Origin of the sequence: Corynebacterium lipophilum, from assembly GCF_024102595.1 — a bacterium.
GTDB classification, from domain to species: domain Bacteria; phylum Actinomycetota; class Actinomycetes; order Mycobacteriales; family Mycobacteriaceae; genus Corynebacterium; species Corynebacterium pseudogenitalium.
Window position 1 is genome coordinate 283,399 of record NZ_JAEUWV010000002.1, and the last position, 21,772, is coordinate 305,170.

Sequence of the window (21,772 nt, forward strand, 5' to 3'; positions counted from 1 at the left end):
CGACGGCCTACCCACGAAGAAAGTTCCCAAGATACCGTCAGGTCGAAAAGTGTTCCACCCTATGCGCACTGTGCACCACCAACGTTACGGTCGCGCACGCCTTCCAGGCTATCGACGCCACCACCGCCCCCGGCTGCACCGTTGACCTCGCCACCCACCACCCCAACCTCGGAGTCCAATTCGACGACGCCGACACCGGCGTCTGCCAAGCCTCCGTCAACGCCAACCGCTGGGTCAACGGCAGGTTCGTCACCACAGACTTTTGGGGAGTCGACGCGCTTTGTCGTAAGGGACAGGGACGTCGATTAGCCGATCAGCCAGCGACTGTAAGCTGCGGAAATCGCGCACGAGTACGGCGAGTACGTGGCACCCGGCACCGAGATCACTCGGTGCGAACCCCTGGCCACAAAGGCGAAATGGTCGGCGACCGGAGTAAAGGACTATACAGTCGATCCCGCAACGCAAGCGCTGCACTTCACCGTGCCGACCAACCCAGCGTGTCGAAGTCACAGAGGCCAAGGAGGTCCCGACCGCGACAATGGAGGCGCTCTCTCCTACCCTCGCAGCCCCCCTCAATGCCTGAACTGGCCATAGCACCTCATGTCCGAACTGGAGAATCAGTCGACGGTACCGCCCGGGGACAGGGAACCATTCAGTGGACACCGAGCCAATGTTATGGCTCAATAGAATGGATCGCCGACAACACTCCTTTAGGAACGTGTTCGGGTTATCCGGGTGCCACCGTAGACCTGCACGGCACGTACCGCGACTTCATTGTGGTGTTTCTCGGGGCAGTCGAGGGGTTGTAAAGCAGGGGAAGCGTCGGCCCATCGGCTTCTTTCTCCGAATTGACGTTGACGTGCTGATTAGCCTTTTCCGTAAACATTTTGTTGTTGGTGGGCTGCCGCAGCCGTGATGCCGATGGGGTTAGCCGTCGACTTCTGGGGCATGAGAAAACCCTCCATCCAAGAAAAATGCTGGGTGGAAGGGATATTTTGTCGTCACGTCGATTACATCACAAGCTGCGACACGTATCTGCTAGACACCGGAGAAATATCGGGAGTGGGACTGGCGGAGGCTTTCTTCACTGGCACTAGCAACCGCCACGATTTCAACATCGGGGTCAGCATTGGATCGATCCAAGCGCAGTCGCTCACGCGTAGCCTCAGAAAGCGAATCAAACTTCTTACACCGGACAGTTCCCTTTTTGCGATGGTATTCAATCAAGAATGCTGGCATAGGGCTTTACGTTCCTTTCTGCGCGAGGCTTGACCGTACTCTGACTAATCTCGAACCCCCACTCCCATAGTATGGGATGAGCATTTCTCCTCAACTGACGAACTCATCAGTACAGGGCAGTAAAAGAAGCGGAACTAAACGCAGTACGCTTCGTTCCCCATTCATGTTTACGCGATAGGATACTCCCGAACGCCCCGAGGCGCCTCTGCGAAAGCATGCACCCGGGGCTCTCGTATTATTTCGGCACCGCGACCCCGCGCAACGTCGTCATCATCCGGCTACCACCCGATAAGCGTTTCAGAATAATAAAACCCCCGGGAACCATAGACATTTAACTATGGTCCGGATCCGGGGGACTACATTGGCTAGCCTATAGCAATGACGTTTCCTACACAACTGCCTTCGACAAATGCAGCCTTGCTTTGGGGTTCTCTCCCGCCCGCTCGTTTAGCCAGTTTTCTTAGCGAATCGCCGAACGGCAACATAGACGAAGCCCTCGAGCTCTACATATGGAACATCAAGCTATCTACTGCATTTCTAGCGGATATTGCCATTTTGGAAGTTGCACTACGGGAATCGATCAATAAAGCGGCAGCTGCAAAATGGGGCAGCCACTGGTACCTCGATATCCCGTTGGATGAACGGTCAGAGCAGAATCTTGCGGTGGCTTGGTCGCAACTTTCCAGGAGGGTACGTGAGCGTCCAAACGATGGTGATGTTCCCGGGCGTCTTTTCGCTAACTGTACATTTGGTTTTTGGACGAACCTCTTTGACAAAGGAGGACATACAGGCAAGTCTCCCAGACGGGTCCGCGTCAATTACGAGCACAACTGGGAAGCCGCCCTACGTCATGCTTTCCCTGAAGGAAGAAACGTAGCAAGACAGCAACATGCTGGTTTCACCAGAGATTGGGTGCACGGGATTTGCAAGCGAGTCAATAGCATTCGAAACCGTGTAGCCCACCATGAACCGCTCATCAGAGGTTTCCCGATGCCTGGACAGCCTCACCGTATGACCTGCACGGAGGCACACGAGGAGACCCTGAAGCTTGCCAGGATGCTTGACCCGAAGTTGGCCGCCTGGCTAGCAGAAAACAGCGATGTTCCCAGGCTAATCGCTGCACGCCCCTGCACCACGTAATAGCACCGCGAACCCCCGTTCGAACACCGCCCGCGCAATGTCGGGGCTGCATGCTTCAATAAATCAACAAGTGATAGTTGATGCGAAAGGTGCAGGTCATGGCCATTTCGATGCCGCAGGACTTCGAGCATGCGCTTACGTTGATGTACAACGGCGAAAGCGTTGTGATCGATGGCGCGCCCGGCACCGGCAAATCCACGCTGCTGCGCACGTTCATGGAAGCGAATGACGCGCTACCGGATAACCTGCGCAAACGGGTGCTGCCCGTCGCGCTGCTGGAACCCGCGGCGAGCGGCATCAGCGGGCTGACGATCGACTCTGCATTCAACTTCGATCCCTTCATGACGCTCGGCGATGTCCTGCCGGGCGGTTCCTGGGACATCAACGATGCCAAGCTGCTGCTCAGCTTGGCTGAGACATTAATTATCGACGACGCCCACAACCTCAACACCGAGCTCCTGTTGATGATGAGCGTCGCCCTGCAGCGCGTGCGAAAGAACAACGAACCGTTTGGGGGCGTGCAACTCATCGCTGCGGGAGAATTGGCTGGGCCCGACTCACCGCTGGAGATGATGCTGGAGGAGGCAAGGCAGGATCCCGAGCGTTACGTGTTCCTCTCCTTTGACGGTGTCAGTTTTAATGTGAGCTACCACGTGGTTCGCGTTCACGCGGTGGTTGTGGAGCGTGGCCAGGTCGTTGCGGACTTTGGCACGTGGCTCAACCCGATGTCTGACTTGGGGCAGTTCGGCCTCGACAACGAGGTTCCTCCGGGTGGGGTTGCTATCGCGCCGCAGCTCGAGGACTTTTGGCCGCTGCTGCTACGGCAGGCTGCAGGTGGCATTGTCGTCGGCGATCGCCTGGAGATGGCCCAGGACGCCGGCCGCTACCAGGCACGAGGCCTCGACATGGAACTCGGCGACGGTATCGACGCCGAGGCACTCGACATCATCATTGAGGGCAGCGACGTCATCGAACGCGCGCACTCCATGGCGCTCGATTTCCTCTCGGGGGACGTCGAGATCCCCTACGTGCGGCCGGTACCCGACGCATCCGATACACAAGAAGGCGCACTCTTCCAGCCGTTTTGGGCGCCCGCCGCTCCTCTCAAGCTCGATCAAACTCGCGCGACCGACTCCGATAACGCATGGGCAGCCTTCTCCGGCTCCGGCGTGGAAGTCAGCGACCAACGCATGCTCCAGCAGACTGCCCTGCGGCTTTCTTCCTGGGGGATGTCTCGCGGCGTTTGGACGAAGCGGGCCGAAGAGGAGGTGCGCAAACGCGCCATCATGACAGGGCTGACGCAGGTGTCCCTCCCGGAGGGCAAAGAGCAAAACATCGACATTGCTGCGCTGCTCTCCCCAGGCATGAGGGTGGTGTTTACGGGCTGCCGCGAAGCCATCAGCTTCTACGACGGCGAAGAGCAGCTCATCTCCGCCTGCGATTCGTGCGGGCTCATCTTCGAAGACAGCGTCTCTGCAACCACGTGCGATGTCCTCGTAGCGTGGGACCCGGCATCCATGTCGCGCAAGGCAAGAACCGCCCGGGAGCTGGGCATCCCGATCGTCTCGTTCGCCGATTTTGAGGACTGGTATAGGTACTACACGGGTTCGCCCTACGAGACCTTCCTCGCCGACATCCTCGAGGAAGGCCACCAGGTGGCGTTCCGTGGGTCGATCGTCATCAACGGGATCCACATCACCGACGGTGCACGCATGGCGCTCCTGTGCGACGAGCTCGGCCTCGTGTACAGCCCGGAAATCCCCATCTCACTTTGCGACGCCCTCATCACTGACGACCTGACCGCCAGCCAGTACGGCATACCACTCATCCCAGTGGATGCATTCGGCGCGTGGGTGAACAGGGAGTTCGCATCCAAGGGCCAGTTCTTCACCGAAGACTTCTTCATCCCCGTCGAAATCTCCGGTCTGTATGGCCCGGACGAGCTGCTTTCCAAGATCGACGAGAGCAAAGCTTGACCCTGACGTAACGTCAGACTGCACAATGGCTGCCATGACCAACAACGAAGCGCTGTACACAGTCGGCGAAGTAGCCAACGCATTCGGGATCACGGTGCGCACCCTGCACCACTGGGAGCAGGCCGGCCTCGTCGAACCTGTGTATCGCAGCTGGTCAAACTACAGGCTGTACACGCCAGATGACCTGGAGCGCATCCAGCACATCCTGGTCTACCGGACCACTGGCATGAAACTGTCTGAAATCAAAGAAGTACTCTCCCACCCCACCTCGAACCGGGAGCACCTGCGCAGGCAACACGAACGCCTGCTTGAGGAGCGTTCGCGGATCGATGGGATGGTGGTGGCCGTCGAAAAGTTATTGGAGCAAGCAATGAATAACCACAAACCAACCCTTGAAGAAGTCGGCGAGATCCTCGGCGACCCGAACTACACCGAACACCAAGCCGAGGCGCAAGAGGCCTACGGCGACACGCCCGGCTGGGCGCAGTACCAGGGTCGCACCGGCAACTGGGGCGCGAGCGACTGGGAGGACAGCAAGCAGCGTTTCGACGCCATCGATACCAAACTCGCCGACGCTGTTCGCCGCGACGTGCCCACCGACAGCGCGGAAGCCGCCGAACTCGTCGAGGAACACCGGAAGGTGATCGGGCAGTTCTTCGACGTCACCCCGGAGATGCAGTTCCAGATCTCGCGCGGCTACATCGCCGATGAACGCTTCAAGCGCTACTACGAAGAACGCCAACCCGGCCTGGCGCAGTGGCTCGCCGACGCCATCGCGCACGCCACCGGCCACAGCACAGAGAGCAAGTCCTAGCCGGGCCTAGCGCAGCAGGCGTTTCCCCAGCCGCAGCGCAAGCGCCATCGCGTCCGCGACCGGCTTGCCGCCACCAGCGCCGACCCCGCCGAGCGGCACGTAACGCTGCGCCGCCACGGTACGCGCCTCGGTGTACTTCAGCAGGCCTTCGTCGCCATGGCGTCGCCCCACGCCTGACTGTTTCCACCCGCCCATCGGCGCGTCCATCGATGCCCACGCGGCCGCGTACCCCTCATTAATGTTCACGGTCCCGGCGTGCACGTGCGCCGCGACCACGCGCGCCTCGTCCTCCGCGCCCCAAATCGAGGCGTTGAGCCCGTAGTCGGTGTCATTCATCTTCTCGACGCCCACCTCCGGCCCATCCACCACCTCCACGTAGACGACCGGCCCGAACACTTCCTTGCGGTACAGATCGGCGTCCTCCGGGACGTCCACGAGGATGGTCGGTGCGTAGAACGTATCCCCGAGCTGGGGTAACGCCTCCCCACCAGCCAGGACGGTGGCGCCTTTGTCCACGGCGTCGTGGACAAAGGCGTCGACACGCGAGCGGTGCTCCGCCGAAATCAGCGAGCCAACATCGTCACCCCACCCGTGCCCAATGCGCAGGCGTTTCGTCAGCGCCACAAACTGTTCAAGGAACACTTCTGCCACGGCGCGGTCCACGTAGATCCGCTCCACGGAAATGCACAGCTGACCGGTATTGCTGAAGCACGCGTCAGCGGCGCCACGTGCCGCCGTCTCGGGGTCCGCGCTGGCTAAAACCAGCAGTGGGTTCTTCCCGCCCAGCTCAGCGGAAAACCCAATCAGACGCTCCCCGGCCTGCGCGGCAAGCTTCCTGCCGGTGGCGGTGGACCCTGTGAACATGAGGAAATCGCACCGCTTCACGATCTCCTGCCCCACCGTCCGCCCGCTTCCCTCCACAACCTGGAACAGGTCGGCTGGCAGCCCAGCCTGCACCAGCAGCTGGTGGGCGCGCTGCGCGGTGCGCGGGGTTTGCGTATCCGGCTTCAGCACCACCGCGTTGCCCGCGATCAGTGCCGCCACCGCATCCGACACCGCCAACGAGAGCGGGTAGTTCCACGGCGCAATCACCCCCACCACACCCTTCGGCGCCCGGTGCACCTCGGTCCGTGTCGCCACCGGCATAGCGCCCCGCACTCGGGCTGGCGTCAGCAGCGCCTTCGCGCGGTACGAGTAGTGGCGGGCGGTAATCGCAACATCCATGACCTCGTCGAACGCGTTGTGTTTCGCCTTACCTGTCTCCTGCTGGATCAGGTCCACCAATTCGTCGCGGTGGGCAAGGATCAGGTCGTGGTAGCGCAGGAAGATGCGGCTGCGCTGGCGAAGAGGTGTCGTCGCCCAGGCGCGCTGTGCCGCGCGTGCAGTGTCGAAAGCGTGCTGTACTGACATGCAGCCCAGGTTAGCGTCGCCGTGCCGCCATGCGGCTGAACTTTTCCACCCGGCGCGAATCCCCATAGATCTGCACCTGCTCGCCAGCCTCCAAAGCCATGTGCCCGAGGACGGGCTGCCAGCGGTCCTCCCGGCGCACGGCAATCACCTTCACGCCGTGGCTCTGCCACAACGCCTGCTCGTCGAGCGGGCCCGCCACGTGCGTCGGCACCACCGTGTGCACAATCGCCGTGCCCGAGGACAACTCCACATAGTCGAGGTTCGCGCCACGCACCAGGTGCGCCACACGCCGCCCCATCGCCTCCTCCGGGTGCACCGCATGCGGCACACCAATCTGGTCCAGGATGCGCCCGTGTGCATTGCCGGAAGACTTCGCCCACAAATTCTCGACGCCCACATCCACCAACAACGAACACGTCAAAATCGACGCCTCCACGTGCGCCCCGCCGATCGCCACGACGACGCCGTCGAACTCCGAAATGCCCAACTCTTCAATCGTGGCCACGTCCGTGCAGTCCGCCTGCACCACCTTCGACAGCAGCCCGTTGTTGCGTTTCACGGCGGACTCTTCCAGATCGATGCCGACGACGGTGGCGTCGTCAAACATGAGCTCCCGGCCCACCGCCGAGCCAAACCTCCCGAGCCCAAGCACCGCGTACGTGGGCGTTGCAAACTTAACCAATGATCGGCCTTTCATAAGGAAGCAAAATTTTCGACGCCGGCTCCGCAAACGCGAACGCCGTCGCCACAGTAATCGGACCCAACCTGCCAACAATCATCATAAAAATAATGACCAACAACGAAGGCGCATCCAGATGAGGCGTAATACCCGTGGACAACCCCACCGTGCCAAACGCCGACAGCACCTCAAACAACACCTCCGACAGGTGAAACGGCGTCAGTGCCAACAACGCGAACGTCGCCGCCACCACCAGCGCGCCGCTGAGCATCACCACCGTGATCGCCTGGTGCACCACCTCCACCGGGACACCTTTGCCCAGCATGACCGGCTGCGTGCGACCCCGCACCACCGCCGACACCGCCGCCACCAGCACCAACACCGTCGTGATCTTCACGCCACCCGCCGTGCCAGCCGGGCCCGCCCCCACAAACATGAACAGGTCCATCGCAAACAGCGTCGGCTCGTGCATCCCGCCAATATCGACAGAGTTGAACCCGCTCGTGCGGGTCTGCACCGCCTGAAACAGCCCCGCCAACACCGCATCCGACGCCGGCAACCCACCCAGCGTGCGCGGGTTGTTCAACTCCATGGCGAGGATGGTGGCCGTCGAAAAGCAAAGAAGGAAGAGCGTACCGGCAACCACCATGCGCGTATTCAACGTCCAGCGGTGCAGGTGAAACACGTCCCGCCGAAACTGAAACAGCACCGGAAACCCCAAACCACCAATAATGATCGCCGCCATGATAGGCACGCAGACCCACCAATCCCCCACGAAGCCGGTCATGTTGTCCGAATAAAGCGCGAACCCCGCATTGTTAAACGCCGACACCGCATGAAACACCCCATGCCCCAACGCGCGCGGCAATGGGTAGCCCAACGCCACGAACCGCGCCGTCAACGCCAGCGCGACCAGCGCCTCCACCACGATGCTCACCAGCAGGACCCGCCTCAACAGCGGCGCGATCCCGCCCACCGCCGTACGACGCTCCACCGCCGAAATCACATTCGCACTCAAATTCGCTTTGCGGACCACCGCCTGACCCAGAATCGTCGCGAAGCTCATCACCCCGAACCCGCCAACCTGGATCAACACGGCAATGACCACCTTGCCGAACGTAGTCCAATACGTCGCCGTATCCACAATGGCTAGGCCGGTGACACACAGCGCGGACGTCGCAGTAAACAACGCCGGCAACAGCGGCAACCCACCCGGATTCACAGTGGAAACCGGAAGCATCAGCAACACGGTGCCCACGAACAGGGCAACCAGGAAGCCGAACAAGATCACCGCCGCGCTATTGAGCTGGCGGTGCCGAATGTCAGCAGGCACCAGCGGAACATTACGCCAGCGGGGTGCGGGTGGCAAGGGTTTTGAACTTTTCGAGTGTAAAGTGTGAGGGGTATTCCCCTCTTGCCTGAAGTCACCCGTTCAGCGGACTGGCTGCGGAGGGGTTTTCTTGTCGCTGAGTAGCTATGGAGTGGGCGCCAGTGCCAAATCTGACATCGTTTGTTGTCTAGCACATTTTTTGCCAGCAACTTTGAAGTAATAGACCTTATTCGATTGCGTCTTTTGGCACTCGAGCCGACCTGCCTGACACCAAATTCCCTCGCGGCAGAACACGCGACCTGGGCTTTTGCGAACCCACGACGCCAAAATGCAGGAATGTGGTGCACACCGTCCCACGAGAGAACTAACGCTCGGCCAGCTCGGCCTCGATCCACGCCTTGCGGGCCTGACGCTGCTCCTTCCAATGCGCAAGCGCCTGGACGGCCTCAATGCGTTGCTTCTTGAACACCAGCATGGACAGCGGGAACGCCACGATCAGGGCCAGCAGGGCCGACATGATCAGCGGCACGGGCGCCCCAACCGCGACGGCCAGCAGCTGGATCACCACGGTGAGGACGATGAAGAGGAGGAGCCGGTACAGCCCGTAGATGGCGGCGGCTTTGTTGGCGCGACGCTTCGCGCTTGGGTCAACCTCGGGAGCTTCCTGTGGTGCTTCACTCATGGAGACTTAGCCTAACGCAAAGGTGGACCAGTATGTTAGAGGGCATGGGAAGGCTTCTACTCATCGCTCTGATCATTCTGGCTGTGTACTTGATGTGGCGCGCGTTCGGCCCGGGGTCGAATGCACGGTATGGAGGGTACGGGGTGCAGCAGCAGGAACAGCCACCGGTTATTAAGGGGCCGGATGATGATGAGGAGTTCCTGTGGGAGATCGAGAAGAATAGGTTTAAAGAACGCCGGGCCCGCGAGGAGGCGGAGCGCCGGCGTCGTGAAGAGGAGGAGCGTCGGAGGAAGCGCGGCGAAGACTAGCTGCGCGTTGCTTCCTCGGCGAGGACCTCGGGCAGCTTCTCTGCCCAGGCCAGGGAGTCGCGGACGCCCTGCTCGATGGTGAGTTCTGGGGACCAGCCGAGTACCTCGCGCGCCTTGTCGATGCGCGGTGCGCAACCGGCGACGTCGCCCTCGCGTGGTGGTGCGGTGGTGACCTCCATGTCGGAGCCGCTGGCGGACTTGAACGCCTCCGCGAGCTCGAAGACGGTGGTGCCGGTGCCGGTGCCTAGGTTGATGACCTCGTATGGGGCGAGGTCGGCCTTGAGGGCGGCGACGTGGGCGCGGGCCAGGTCCCAAACGTGGACGTAGTCGCGCAGGCCGGAGCCGTCGCGGGTTGGCCAGTCGACGCCGGTGACCGTGAACGCCTCACCCCTCTGGTGGGCGGTGATCATCTTGCCCAGCGCGTGGGACGGCAGCGGGTTCTGCAGGCCGGTGCGCAGCTGTGGGTCGGCGCCGATCGGGTTGAAGTAGCGCAGGGCCACAGCCTGGATCTGGCCGGCGGCAGCGGCGTCAGCCATGACGCGCTCCAGCATCCACTTCGACGCGGCGTACGGGCTGGTTGGCGCCACAACGGAGGACTCGTTGACGGTGAAGTCCTCGTCCGCCTGGTACATTGCGGCGGTCGAGCTGAGCATGACGCGCTTGACGCCGCGGTCGCGAAGGACCTGCAGCATCTTGGTTGCGCGGCCGACGTTGACGTCGTAGTACTCGAGCGGCTGCGCGACGGACTCCGGCACGATGATCTTGGCCGCGCAGTGGATGACGGCTTCGATGTCGGGGTGGTCGTCGAAAATTTTGTTGAGCAGCTCGGTGTCGGCGATGTCGCCCTCGTAGTGGTCGAAGCGCTCTGCGAAGACGCGCAGGCCAGTGGAGTAGTCATCCAAGATGACCGGGGTGATGCCTGCGTCGGAGCAGCACGATGCAATTGTGGAGCCGATGTAGCCGGCCCCTCCTGTAATCAGTGTTTTCATTAGTTCAATCCTGCGTACGAGTGAAGTCCAGCAATGACAGTATTTACATAGGTCATGTTAAAGATGGTCATGGCCAAGGCAAAAACGTTGATCCACGCGGCCTTCGAGTTCTTCCAGCCGGCGGTGGCGCGCGCGTGGAGGTAGGCGGCGTACAGAATCCACGTGATCATGGACACGGTTTCCTTCGCGTCCCAGCCCCACGGGCGACCCCAGGCGACCTCAGCCCAGATCGCGCCAAACACAATGCCGATTCCGAACAGCGGCAGCGTAATAATCGCCGTCTTGTAGGTGATCTGGTCGAGCGTCTTCGCGCTCGGCAGTGGCTTCGCAATCGCGCCGAAAAACCCATGCTCCTCGCCGCGCGGCTGCCACATGCGCAGCAAGTACAGCAGCGCAAAGATGCCCGACACAATACCTATCGACGCCCCCACCGACACCGACGAAACGTGCACCGGCAGCCAGTAGGACTGCAGCGCCGGCACCACCGGCGCCACGTGCATGTGGAACACCGTGGAGTTCAAGAACATCGCGATCGCCATCGGGGCGAGCAGCCACGGCCAGATGGTGTGCCAGTTCTTGCGCTGCACCACGATCGCGGCTGCGACCATCACGACGGCCGTCATGGCCAGGATGTACTCGTACAGGTTGCCGAGCGGGAAGCGCTTCGCCGCCAGCCCGCGCGTAATGAAGGACGCCACGTGCAGCACGATGCCGAACCAGATCAGCGCCTGCGTCATGTTCGCCCACTTGCGAGCGCCGGCGACGCGGCGGTCGTACTCTGCCTGGTCGAAGGAGTCGGAGGGGGCGTCGATAAGCTCGGAGCCGCCCCCGGCCCCCACGGCGACTTTTTGATCCATGCGGGCGCGCTCGCGGCGCATGTCGAGCACGCCGAACATGCGCCCGTAGTAGATACAGGACATGATCAGCGCAGCCAGGTACAGGATGAACGCGGTGCGGAACGTGAGGTCTGAAAGGTCCGCCATCGTGGAATCGACAAGCATGGGGAACAATCTACCGCGTCATCGCAGGTTAGCCAAGGTCATCAACCTCGAAGGAGGGGTTCTCCTCCTCCGAAACGCCCAGGATTTCCTCCACGATTTCGTCGAACTCGGCGCCCCACCCGGCGCGGTCCGTGCGCGCCAGGCCGGCGAGCTCCACGTGAGTGCCGGTGGCCGTCGGGGTCAGGCGGATCCACAGGCGGCGGCGCTTGATGGTCAGCGAGCCGGCCAGCGCGGCCAGCATGAGCACCGAGGTGGCCAGCATCCAGCCCTGGGTCGGGTCGTGGGAGATTTGGTAGTTGGCGTACTCGGCTGCGCCATCGAAGCGCACGCGGATGCCGCCCTCAAGGGTGGTTTCCTCCCCCGGCACCAGGTTGACGCGCTCCACCTTCTGCAGGCGCCCCTCGGCGATCAGGTTCTGGTCCAGCACGAAGATGTTCTGCGGGCGGCCGGTGTCCAGGCCGGCGTCGCCGACGTAGATGTCTACTGCCATCGCCGGGTCCTGCATCGCAGGGAAGCCGGACTGCAGCATGTCGCCGTTCACGCCGGTCCACTGGGCGGTGGGCGCGAAGTTGCCCTCGATGGCGATCTGGTGCTCACGGCGCTCGGTGAGGTCCGGGTACATGCCGGCCGGCGGGTCGAAGCGCATCACGCCGGCGGACAGGAAGTTCTGCACGTCCGTGGGCCTAAACTGCACCATCTGGGTGCGCGACTCCCCGTTCGGCCAGGTGATGGTCACCTGGGGGGCAAAGCCGTGCCCCTGCAGGTAGACGCGGTTGCCGTCCACGCGCAGCGGGTGGTTGACCTGCAGCGTGAAGTCCTGCCACTGCTCGCGCGGGGCGGCCACGTCCGGGGTGTAGGCCACGTCCGACCAGAACCCGTTCGCCTGTCCAGTGTTGAGGTACTCGGCGCGGAAGTTCTTCGACTCGATGCAGAACGGGTGCAGGCCAGTGCCGTCGAAAAGCGGGCCGGCGCGGAAGACGTCGAAGTTCGCAGGCGACGTATTACAGAACTGGCGCGGCTGCTCCACAGGCACCGCGTACTGCGACTCGGACTCGGTCACCATGATGACCTGGCCCTCGTAGAAGACCATGCGGCCCGCCGCGAACGCCACAATCATGCCCACCAGCCCGATGTGGAACAGCAGGTTCATCAGCTCGCGGGAGTAGCCGCGCTCCGCCGAGATGGAGAACACCCCGGCGCGGTCCTCCTCCGGCTGGTAGGAAGCCACGTGCCACTTGCGCAGCACTGCGCGCGCCTTCGCCTCCAGCTCTTCCTTCGGCGTATCGACGTCCCCTTCCGCATGCAGCGGCATCCTGGACAGGTACTTCGGTGCCCGGGTCGGCGTGGCCCGGTACGCGCGCCAGTGGTCAATCGAGCGCGGGATGATGCACCCGACCAGCGACACCATCAGCAGCGTGACGATGGCGACGAACCAGGTGGAATCGAAGACGTCGAAAAGCTGCAGCTTGTCGTAGATGGGCCCCATGGTTGGGTTGGCGCGCAGGTAGTCGTCTACCAGCGTCGCGGAGACCGTGCGCTGTGGCAACAGCGCGCCCGGTATGGAGGCGAGCGAAAGTAAGAACAGGAGCAGCAGCGCGGTGCGCATACTGGTCAGCCAGTGCCACGACCTGCGTAGCCACGTCCATGCAGTGCTCATTTAAATCACCGTTGCTCCATATCCGAAGACGAGCTGGCGCGTCCAGCCGATAAACACGTTCCAGGCCCCGGTCAGCAGCAGCAGGCCGACGATGACCATCGCTACCCCGCCGATCACCTGGATGGTGCGCGAGTGCTTTCGCAGCACCTCGATGCTACGCACCGCTTTCGCCGAGCCAAGCGCCACCAGCAAGAACGGCAGCCCCAGCCCGAGGCAGTACGCGATGACCAGCAGCACGCCGCGCGCCGCGGTCATGCCCGCCGTCCCCACAGAAACGGACACGATGGCGGCGAGCGTCGGCCCCAAACACGGGGTCCACCCGAGCGCGAACACCCCGCCGAGCAGCGGCGCGCCCAGCAGCGTGGTCCACTTCTTCGGTCGCAGCCGCGTGTCGTTTTGCAGCGCGGGCACCCAACCGGCGAACACCAGGCCCATCACAATCGTGACCACCCCACCCGCGCGCATGAGGGTCTCCGCGTTGAGCGCCACCGCGCTCACCGCGCCGAAGACGGTCACGGTGGCCAGCAGGAACACCACGGTGAACCCGAGGATGAACAGGCCCGCCGCGCCGGCGACGGCCCAGCGGCGCCGCGTCACAGATACCCCGTGCTCATCCACGTTGAGCTCCCCGCCCACGATGCCCGTCAGGTACGACATGTAGCCCGGCACCAGCGGCACCACGCACGGCGAGGCGAAGGACGCCAACCCGGCCAGCGCAGCCGCCAGCATTCCCAGCAGCAGCGGGCCTTGGGAAACCAGCTCCGATAACGCCTCCCCCACTTAGGCCTCCGCCTCCTGGTGCAGCGTATTCGCCAGGTCGATGATCTCCTGGGCGGTGACCTCCCGCAGGAACACCGCCGCCGGGCGGTGCTGGGTGTCCAGCACGATCGTCGTTGGGATCACGGAGCTGGGCACGCCGCCCAAGAACGCGGCGGTCTTAAACGGCGGGTCGTAAATGGATGGGTAGGTCACCCCGTTGTCCTTCATGAAGTCGCGCGCGATGTCCGCGTTGTGGTCCCGCACGTTAATACCGAGGACGGTGCCGAAGCCCTCGATGGACTCCTGCACCTCCTGGAGGTCGTCGACCTCCGCGCGGCACGGCGCGCACCACTGCCCCCACGCGTTGAGCACCACGACCTCACCGTCGAAGTCGCTGAGCGAGATCTCACTGCCCGGCTCCATCAGGGACTCGCCGGAAAAGTCCGGCAACGGCTTACGCTCCTCCTGCGGGTAGAACAGTTCCACCTGCCCACCCGGCGAGTGGAACGCGAAGGACCCGCCGTTGTCACTGGCGCTCGAGCACCCGCTCAGCAGCACGGCTGCGGCAACGAATGGGACAAGGCTGCGGCGCACGGTCATGGGGTCCTTCCAGGTTAGATCGCGGATGCGGGGGTTGAGTATGACCAGTCAACAACAACGTCATCATCGAACACAAGTGACGTCACGCTGGCCAGCTCGCAGCGACGGCTCGCGTGCGCGAAGGGTTTGCCCTGCACGTAGCGCTGCACCGTCACGATCGGCAGCTGGTGGCTCACCAACACGGCCTCGTGGCCCTCGGCGCGCTGGCGGGCGTCCTCAATCGCGACGTCCATGCGAGCGAAGATGTCCTCGTAGGACTCGCCCCAGCTCGGCTCCCAGGGCTTGAGCATGTGGCGCCACCGGATCGGGTTCCACAGCTGGGAGCGCCACCCCTTGGTGCGCAGCCCCTCAAAGGTGTTGCCGGCTTCCAGGATCTCCTCCCGGGTATCGATCTCCAGACCGGTGACCTCCGCAATCGGCTGCGCGGTCTCCTGCGCGCGCAGCAGCGGGCTGGCCGCCAGGTAGGTGACGTCGCGGCCTTCGAAAAACTTCGAGGTCGCAGCGGCCATCGAGTAGCCGCGGGAGCTCAAGTGGTAGCCCGGCAGGCGCCCGTAGAGGATCTTCTTCGGGTTGAACACTTCACCGTGGCGCACCAGGTGGACAACAGTTCGCGTCATTTACTGGCCCTCCGGGGTCGCGGCGGCCGCGGCCTTCGCAGCCGGGACAAGCGCGGCCTCGATGGTGGCGAAGTCGTCGTCGGTCAGCGCTGTGGAGACGAACCAGGTCTCGAACGGGCTCGGGGACGCGTGCACTCCGTGGTCCAGCAGCGCGTGGAAGAACGGCGCGTAGCGGAACGTGTCCGCCGCCTTCATGTCGTCGAAGTTGTGGCCCTCGCCCTCCGCGAAGCGCACCGACAGCATCGTCGACGCGCGCTGGATGTGGTGCGCCACGCCCTCACGCGTCAGCGCCGAGCTGACCAGATCTTCCAGCCTGTCCGCGTTGCGGTGCAGCACCGGGTAAATATCCTCGCTGGCCAGGCGCAACGACGCCATGCCCGCAGCCATCGCCACCGGGTTTCCGGACAGGGTTCCTGCCTGGTACACCGGCCCGTTCGGCGCAAGCTTCTCCATTACTTCTCGACGCCCACCAAAGGCCGCCGCCGGCAACCCACCAGAGATGACCTTGCCGAAGGTCGTCAGGTCACCCGCAACACCGTCGACCCCGTACCAGCCGGAGTAGGAGGTGCGGAAGCCCGTCATCACCTCATCCAGGATGAGCAGGGCACCATTGGCGTGGCAGACCTCCTTCAGCTTCGCGTTGAAGTTGTCCTGCGGCGCCACCGTACCCATATTGCCGGCGGCCGCCTCCGCGATCACGGCGGCAATCTGGCCCTCGTTTTCCGCGAACGCCCGCTTCACTGCCTCAATGTCGTTGTACGGCACCACGATCGTGTCCGCCGCCTGCGCACCGGTCACCCCCGGGGAATCCGGCAGGGAGAACGTCGCAATCCCCGAACCCGCCGACGCCAACAACGCATCCACATGGCCGTGGTAGCAGCCATCAAACTTAATAATCTTCGGGCGCTGCGTGTACCCGCGCGCCAGGCGCACCGCCGACATCGTCGCCTCAGTACCCGAGTTGACCATGCGCACCTCCTCCACGGACGTACGCTTCGTGATCATCTCCGCGATCTCCACCTCAGCCTCAGTCGGCGTACCGAAGCTCAACCCGTTCACCAACGCCTTCTCGACGGCCTCCAGGATCGCCGGGTGCGCATTCCCGTGGATCATCGGACCCCACGAATCCACCAGGTCGACGTAGGAGTTGCCGTCGACATCTACAAGCGTGCTGCCGAACGCCTTCTCAATAAATCGCGTCTGCCCACCCACCGAGCCAAACGCGCGCACCGGCGAGTTCACCCCGCCCGGCGTGACCCGCTGAGCGCGCGCAAACAACTCAGCAGAACGAGCAGTGTTTTCTGAAGTCAGATTCGTCTTCGTCATAGTTGCCTATCCTAGGTCATATGAGAATTGGATTTTTAGGCCTCGGCCGTATGGGTACCGAATTAGCACTCAAGCTTGTCAGTGACCACGACCTCACGGTCTGGAACCGCACCGCGGCAAAAACCGCCCCGCTCGTGGAGCGCGGCGCCACCGCCGCCAACACCCCCGCAGACGCCGTGAAAGGCGCCGACCTCGTGATCACCTCCCTCTTCGGCCCCGACACCGTCCGCGAAGTCGTCATCGAACCCGGCCTCATCCCCGACGGCGTCACCTGGGCCGACGCCACCACCATCTCCCCCGCCGACGCCGACTCCTTCGCCGCCGCCGTCCCCACCTTCGTCCACACCCCCGTAGTCGGCTCGCTCATCCCGGCGCGCGCCGGCAAGCTCGGCGTCTACGTCGGCGGCGCCTCCGAACAGCGCCGCAAGGAAGTCGCCGAGGTCGTCGCGCCGTGGGCCGCCGCAAACCCGGAACGCCTCAAGGTCGTCGACACCGCCGCCCAGGCCGCGACGGGCAAGCTCATCGCTAACCTCGCCCTCGCGGTGACCATGCAGGGTTTCAAGGAAGCACTGCACATCGGCAACGCCCAAGGACTTGACGACGCCACCATCGTCGACATGCTCGCCTCCACCGGCCTCGAGTTCATCGTGAACATGAAGTCCCCCTTCCTACTCGGCGAGCGCGACACCAACCCCGGCGACTTCTCCACCGACGCCATCGAGAAGGACGCGCGTTTGATGCTCGCCACCGCCGAGGCCGCCGGCAAGGAGCTGCCCGCCGTGGCAGCCGCGGTTGCCTCCCTGCAGGAGCAGCAGAAGAAGGGCCACGGGGACGAGGACTTCTCCTCAGTGGTGGTGTACCGCTAATTTTCTGGGGAGCGAGTGCCAAATCACGCAACTAGGAAAAGATAGCCCATTTCTGACCTGCAACTATGAATGTACATATCAAATCCAAGTGCGTCTTTTGTCACTCGGCGCCAGTTCTGCGCACCTTTATCCTGTCTGGACAATCGGCGACCTGGGGAAACGCCACACCGCCATCCCAAAAAGAGGGAATGTGGTGCACGCATCCGCTCACGACTTCTTCGCCTGCCTCCGGAACGCGCCGAACATGATCACCACGATCAGCCCGATGGCGATCCAGTTGGCCACCTTCGCGTACTGCTCCAGCACGTACACGACGGGCTCCCCGATCCACCAACCGAGGGCGAAATAGCCCAGTGACCACAGGGTTTTCGAGATGAAGTCCAGCACCATGAACTTCCACAGCGGCATGCCGGTCATGCCCATCAGGACGAAGACGACGAAGGCGATGGGCAGCGGGATCGGTACGTAGGCGAGGAAGATGCCCAGCCAGCCGAGTTTGAGGGCCCACGTTTCCACGCGCGCGATGTTGCGGGCGCTGCGTTTGGAGTTCTGCGCCTGCACGTCCAGGATGCCGCGCCCCCACAGTTTGCCGGCCCACCAGTAGATCCAGTCGAACTTGATGGCCATCAGCGTGCCGATGAGCAGGTAGCCCAGCCAGTGCTGCACCTCGCCAACGGCGGCGAGCGCGCCTGTCGACGCCGCACCAATCCGAGAACCCGTAATCGCCAGCATGATGGGCGGGTGCAGGCCGAGTAGCCAGGCACGAAGCGGGATCATGGCGAGGCCGAAGAGGCCTACGAAGCCGAACCAGCCAAGGCACCAGTAGTCAGCCTTGGTTGGTTTGCTGTTCCAGGGCATGCCTGGTTGTTCCCACCATTCTGGTTCGGGTGTGGTCTGCTCCTCGCTTTGCATAAGCAGAGAGTGTACCTACCTAGAACATATTGAGAACTCCTGGGTTGGTGGCTACCACGATTCCGACGATCGCCAGCAGCCCGAGCACTACGCCGGCGATGATGCCACCGGTGGAGGAGCCGTCCTTCTCCGGGGCGGCCAGCGTGGCGCACTCCGCCTGCACAGGCTTGTATTCGGCTTCGGCGCGTTCGGTGGCTGCGCGGGCCTCGGCTGCGGCTGCCTTGGCGGTCGCAGCGGCAGCAGCCGCATCCTCCTGCGCCTGCTTCGCCGCGGTCAGCGCTTCCTCGGCTGCGGTCTGTCGGGCCGGTTGCGCCTCCTTGGCGGCGGAAAGCTCCTGCTCACGCTTTGCCACGAGCTCCTCCGCGGCCCGCAGCGCGCGTGCGGCTTCCAGGGTCCGCTCCGCCTTGTCGACGTCCCCTTCGCGCTCCTCGAGCGTTTGACGCTTGGTGGCGTCGCCAAACTCGATGGCGTGCTTGAGGCCGTCGTAGTAGGTATTGAAGCGCTCGGTGTACTCGTCGACGGTGAACAGTGGAGTGCCCTGCTTCATCCAGTGGGTGGCGAAGGTCTGCGCGTGTGCAATACGCCACGGGTACCCCTGGTACCGGAAGGCTTTGGTGTTCACGGCGAAGCCGGTGGCGCGCATGTCCGGGTTGACGATCGCCATGTAGTGGCCAGCGCCCGCCTCGAATGGCTTCTCGCCCTTCTCAATCGCCTCGAAGTACGCGACGCGCTCCTCGTGGAACCAGCCCTTGAACGGGTTGTCGTAGTTCCAGGACAGGTTGTCCCATCCGTTCTTCGAGTGCCCGCGCGGCAGCTGGTGCGACCAGTTCACGTTTACCTGGGCCTGCGCCATCAGGAAGTCGGAGACGGGCAGGGCGGGCTGGCCGTCGCTTTCGCGGAGTTCATTGGCCTCGGGCAGCCAGCCGATGGCTGTCTTCATGTTGTCCAGGTGGGTGGCGTCGTCGGTCTCACCGATGTGGGTGTCGTCCGCGATGCGGTAGCCCGTCTGCCCCGCCACCGGGTCTTCTTCTTTGAAGCGGAAGTCGGTGTTCAGTTCGGCGACGGCGTCGGTTGCGCCCATGGCTTCGAAGAAGCCGAGGGAGCCGCGGTCGAACTGCTGTTGCGCCTCGGCCTTGCTGGCTTCGAGGGCGGCGGCTGCTTCGGCGGCCCGCGCCTTCGCGTCCTCGAGCGCCTGCTGTGCAGATTCCGCCGTCACGCCGGCGGGCACTGCGGACTGTTTCGCGGTGCGGTCGGTGGTGGCGTCGTCAAGAAGGCGTTGGGCGGCGGCGACCATGCCCTTTGCTGCCTTGAGTTCTTCCTGGGCGGCGGCGACGTCGCGCTGCGCCGCATCGAGCGTCTGCTGCGTGGCGCGCTCGCGGTCCTGCGCATCGCGCTGCTTCGCGGTGGCGTCCTTCACCGCGTCGACAAGTGCCACGCAGCGAGCTTCCGTGAGCTGGGCGGTGTCCTCCGCCATGGCCTGCGGGGCCACCAACATGGCCGCTGAGCAGGTAATAACGAGCATGAGTCCAAGCTGCTTCTTCATACCGGCAGATTAGCAGGAAACTTTAGTAATTTTCCCAAATAAGCGACAGGGTTGGTCTAAGGTTTTGCCCATGAAAACAGCACTGACCCGCACGCAGCGCCTCGATAGGCTGCCGGTTACACCGAAGCACAAGAAGCTCCTCGTCGGATCGGGGGTGGGGTGGGCGCTCGACGCGATGGACGTCGGGCTGGTTTCCTTCGTCATCGCGGCGCTGGCCGTGCACTGGGACCTGGAGAAAACCACCACGAGCTGGATCGCGTCCGTGGGGTTCATCGGGATGGCGGTCGGCGCCTCCCTCGGCGGGCTGCTCGCGGACAAGCTGGGGCGCCGCCAGGTCTTCGCCCTCACGCTCCTGATCTACGGCGTGGCCACGGGCGCTTCAGCGCTCGCCGGGTCGGTCGCTGTCCTGCTCGTCTTCCGTTTCCTCACCGGACTGGGCCTCGGCGCGGAGCTGCCCGTCGCGTCCACGCTGGTCAGCGAGTTCGCGCCGCTGAAGGTGCGCGGGCGGATGGTGGTCTGGCTCGAGGCGTTTTGGGCGGCGGGCTGGATCCTGGCGGCGGTCATCGGCACGTTCGTCGTCGCCGAGGGCGAAAACGGCTGGCGCTGGGGGCTTGCGCTCGGCGCCGTGCCTGCGCTCTACGCACTGTACGTGCGCATGCAGCTGCCGGAATCGGTCCGCTTCCTGGAGTCGCGCGGCCGCGACGAGGAAGCAGAGGCAGTGGTCCGCAGCTTCGAGGAGCAAGTCCCGCCCGAACTACTTACCGACGCACCCATCGCCACCACCGCCGATCCCGAAGCAAGTTCCGGCCATCACATCTGGGGCCCCGAACTGCGCGCCCGCACCGCCGCCTTCTGGACCGTCTGGTTCTGCGTTTCCCTCGCCTACTACGGCGCGTTCACCTGGATCCCTTCCCTGCTTGTGGACCAAGGCTTCAGCCTCGTGCGCTCCTTCAGCTTCACGCTGATCATCACGCTGGCCCAGCTGCCCGGGTACGCCCTGGCCGGCTGGCTCATTGAGGTCTGGGGGCGCCGCACCACCCTCGCCGTCTTCCTGGCCGGGTCGGCGGTGTCGGCTGGGCTCTACGGGTTCGCCACCGCGCCCTGGCAGATCATCGCCGCAGGCTGCCTGCTCTCCCTGTTCAACCTGGGCGCGTGGGGTGCCCTCTACGCCATCGGTCCTGAGCTCTACCCCACCCAGATCCGCGCGACCGGCACGGGCGCCGCTGCGGCCTTCGGGCGCGTCGGTTCGATCCTGGCGCCGCTGATCGTCCCGCCAGTCCTGGCCTTCGGTGGCCACGCCAGCGTATTCGCGGTCTTCGCGGTGGCGTTCACCGTGGCAGCCGTGGCAGCGTTCGTCCTGCCGGAGCAGAAGGGCAAAACCCTGGATTAAACGGAATGCGCACCAAATTCCTTTGCGCAAGGGGCGCGACCTGGGGAAACGCCACGTCGCCGTCCCAAAACGCTTTATGTCAAGTGGTTGTGAACGTGGTTGGATGTTAGATCGTGATGGGTTGTGGGGGTGGGGCGGTTTGGGTGGTGGTGCGGATGATGCTGACTTCTGCCGGAATGCCTGTGCCAGCTGCGGTGTTCGGAAGTTGTGTGATGATGCCTTGGCTGAGCGCGTTTCGCATCCCTTCCTCGCGTTGGCGTTGCAGGTTGCCCCAGGTGCCGTCGAGGACTGCTTGTGGTGGGTAGTAGTTGATTCCACTGTGGGGAGTGGCGTTATAGACCGGCACCCATTCGTTGAGCCAGTTTTTGGCGTGGCCGAGTGTGGCAAACGTTTTCGGGTAGTAGGTTCTGCCTTTCATGGTGTGGAACACCGACTCGGTATGCGGATTGTCGTTGCTGGTGTGAGGCCGGTTAAATGAGCGGGCCACACCGTGTTTGGCGAAGAGTTTGCCGAGGCGTTTGCTTGTCATCGCAC

21 protein-coding genes are annotated in these 21,772 nt (G+C 63.4%); 6 read left to right on the forward strand and 15 right to left on the reverse strand.

Annotated elements, in window-relative coordinates:
* Nucleotides 1–59: 59 nt before the first annotated feature.
* A complete protein-coding gene (locus JMN37_RS03280) occupies nt 60–209 on the reverse strand; it encodes a hypothetical protein (protein WP_177224254.1) in 150 nt (49 codons plus the stop codon).
* 1,408 nt (nt 210–1,617) lie between these two features.
* Between JMN37_RS03280 and JMN37_RS03285 the strand changes: the two genes are divergently transcribed.
* From JMN37_RS03285 to JMN37_RS03295, 3 genes are all read left to right on the forward strand, one after another.
* Nucleotides 1,618–2,379 carry an Abi family protein gene (locus tag JMN37_RS03285; protein ID WP_083290803.1) on the forward strand — a complete coding sequence of 254 codons (762 nt, stop codon included), beginning with the start codon at nt 1,618–1,620 and terminating at the stop codon, nt 2,377–2,379.
* Between the two features lie 98 nt (nt 2,380–2,477).
* Entirely contained in the window at nt 2,478–4,355 is a 1,878-nt protein-coding gene (locus tag JMN37_RS03290; RefSeq protein WP_071572848.1) for a hypothetical protein, read from the forward strand.
* A 34-nt stretch (nt 4,356–4,389) separates the two neighbouring features.
* Entirely contained in the window at nt 4,390–5,169 is a 780-nt protein-coding gene (locus tag JMN37_RS03295; RefSeq protein ID WP_071572878.1) for a MerR family transcriptional regulator, read from the forward strand.
* A gap of 6 nt (nt 5,170–5,175) precedes the next feature.
* Here the strand turns inward: JMN37_RS03295 and JMN37_RS03300 are convergent, their stop codons facing one another.
* From JMN37_RS03300 to JMN37_RS03315, 4 genes are all read right to left on the reverse strand, one after another.
* Nucleotides 5,176–6,579 (reverse strand): succinic semialdehyde dehydrogenase, encoded by a 1,404-nt coding sequence (locus tag JMN37_RS03300; RefSeq protein ID WP_071572849.1) that lies wholly within the window; start codon nt 6,577–6,579, stop codon nt 5,176–5,178.
* Between the two features lie 10 nt (nt 6,580–6,589).
* Complete coding sequence (locus JMN37_RS03305; protein WP_177224255.1) at nt 6,590–7,261, reverse strand: potassium channel family protein; 672 nt, start codon at nt 7,259–7,261, stop codon at nt 6,590–6,592.
* Nucleotides 7,254–8,591, reverse strand: a complete 1,338-nt coding sequence (locus tag JMN37_RS03310) for a TrkH family potassium uptake protein (protein ID WP_252931016.1) — start codon at nt 8,589–8,591, stop codon at nt 7,254–7,256. Before JMN37_RS03310 ends, JMN37_RS03305 begins: the two co-directional genes overlap by 8 nt.
* A 361-nt stretch (nt 8,592–8,952) precedes the next feature.
* Nucleotides 8,953–9,270, reverse strand: coding sequence for a DUF4229 domain-containing protein (locus JMN37_RS03315; protein ID WP_070363181.1), 318 nt, complete (start codon nt 9,268–9,270; stop codon nt 8,953–8,955).
* Between the two features lie 44 nt (nt 9,271–9,314).
* Here JMN37_RS03315 and JMN37_RS03320 point away from each other — a divergent pair, with 44 nt between their 5' ends.
* Entirely contained in the window at nt 9,315–9,578 is a 264-nt protein-coding gene (locus JMN37_RS03320) for a hypothetical protein (protein ID WP_070477766.1), read from the forward strand.
* Here the strand turns inward: JMN37_RS03320 and galE are convergent.
* Genes galE through hemL form a run of 7 tightly spaced genes read right to left on the reverse strand, consistent with a single transcriptional unit; the run spans nt 9,575 to nt 16,527 of the window.
* Complete coding sequence (gene galE / locus JMN37_RS03325) at nt 9,575–10,567, reverse strand: UDP-glucose 4-epimerase GalE (RefSeq protein WP_070477405.1); 993 nt, start codon at nt 10,565–10,567, stop codon at nt 9,575–9,577. The two genes, JMN37_RS03320 and galE, sit on opposite strands and share 4 nt — an antisense overlap.
* Entirely contained in the window at nt 10,567–11,568 is a 1,002-nt protein-coding gene (gene ccsB / locus JMN37_RS03330) for a c-type cytochrome biogenesis protein CcsB (RefSeq protein ID WP_070477403.1), read from the reverse strand. The genes galE and ccsB overlap by 1 nt, the downstream gene beginning before the upstream one ends.
* Nucleotides 11,569–11,596: 28 nt before the next feature.
* On the reverse strand, nt 11,597–13,225 hold the full coding sequence (locus JMN37_RS03335) for a cytochrome c biogenesis protein ResB (protein WP_070477401.1): 1,629 nt from the start codon (nt 13,223–13,225) through the stop codon (nt 11,597–11,599).
* Nucleotides 13,226–13,954, reverse strand: a complete 729-nt coding sequence (locus tag JMN37_RS03340) for a cytochrome c biogenesis CcdA family protein (RefSeq protein WP_177224256.1) — start codon at nt 13,952–13,954, stop codon at nt 13,226–13,228.
* Nucleotides 13,955–14,005: 51 nt separating this feature from the next.
* Nucleotides 14,006–14,584 (reverse strand): TlpA family protein disulfide reductase, encoded by a 579-nt coding sequence (locus JMN37_RS03345; RefSeq protein WP_071572853.1) that lies wholly within the window; start codon nt 14,582–14,584, stop codon nt 14,006–14,008.
* Nucleotides 14,585–14,598: 14 nt separating this feature from the next.
* Entirely contained in the window at nt 14,599–15,201 is a 603-nt protein-coding gene (locus JMN37_RS03350; protein WP_070363187.1) for a histidine phosphatase family protein, read from the reverse strand.
* On the reverse strand, nt 15,202–16,527 hold the full coding sequence (hemL, locus tag JMN37_RS03355) for a glutamate-1-semialdehyde 2,1-aminomutase (protein WP_071572854.1): 1,326 nt from the start codon (nt 16,525–16,527) through the stop codon (nt 15,202–15,204).
* A 20-nt stretch (nt 16,528–16,547) separates the two neighbouring features.
* Here hemL and JMN37_RS03360 point away from each other — a divergent pair, with 20 nt between their 5' ends.
* Entirely contained in the window at nt 16,548–17,393 is an 846-nt protein-coding gene (locus JMN37_RS03360) for an NAD(P)-dependent oxidoreductase (RefSeq protein WP_071572855.1), read from the forward strand.
* A gap of 207 nt (nt 17,394–17,600) precedes the next feature.
* On the opposite strand, the gene JMN37_RS03365 is transcribed toward JMN37_RS03360, so the two are convergent.
* Together JMN37_RS03365 and JMN37_RS03370 are read right to left on the reverse strand one after the other, a co-directional pair.
* A complete protein-coding gene (locus JMN37_RS03365; RefSeq protein ID WP_071572856.1) occupies nt 17,601–18,305 on the reverse strand; it encodes a DedA family protein in 705 nt (234 codons plus the stop codon).
* A 19-nt stretch (nt 18,306–18,324) separates the two neighbouring features.
* Nucleotides 18,325–19,848: a CAP domain-containing protein gene (locus JMN37_RS03370; RefSeq protein WP_252931017.1), complete on the reverse strand. Its 1,524-nt coding sequence runs from the start codon at nt 19,846–19,848 to the stop codon at nt 18,325–18,327.
* 70 nt (nt 19,849–19,918) lie between these two features.
* Here JMN37_RS03370 and JMN37_RS03375 point away from each other — a divergent pair, with 70 nt between their 5' ends.
* Nucleotides 19,919–21,238: an MFS transporter gene (locus JMN37_RS03375; RefSeq protein WP_252931018.1), complete on the forward strand. Its 1,320-nt coding sequence runs from the start codon at nt 19,919–19,921 to the stop codon at nt 21,236–21,238.
* Nucleotides 21,239–21,344: 106 nt separating this feature from the next.
* On the opposite strand, the gene JMN37_RS03380 is transcribed toward JMN37_RS03375, so the two are convergent.
* The coding region (locus JMN37_RS03380; protein ID WP_252931019.1) for an integrase core domain-containing protein at nt 21,345–21,772 on the reverse strand (428 nt) is incomplete at its 5' end.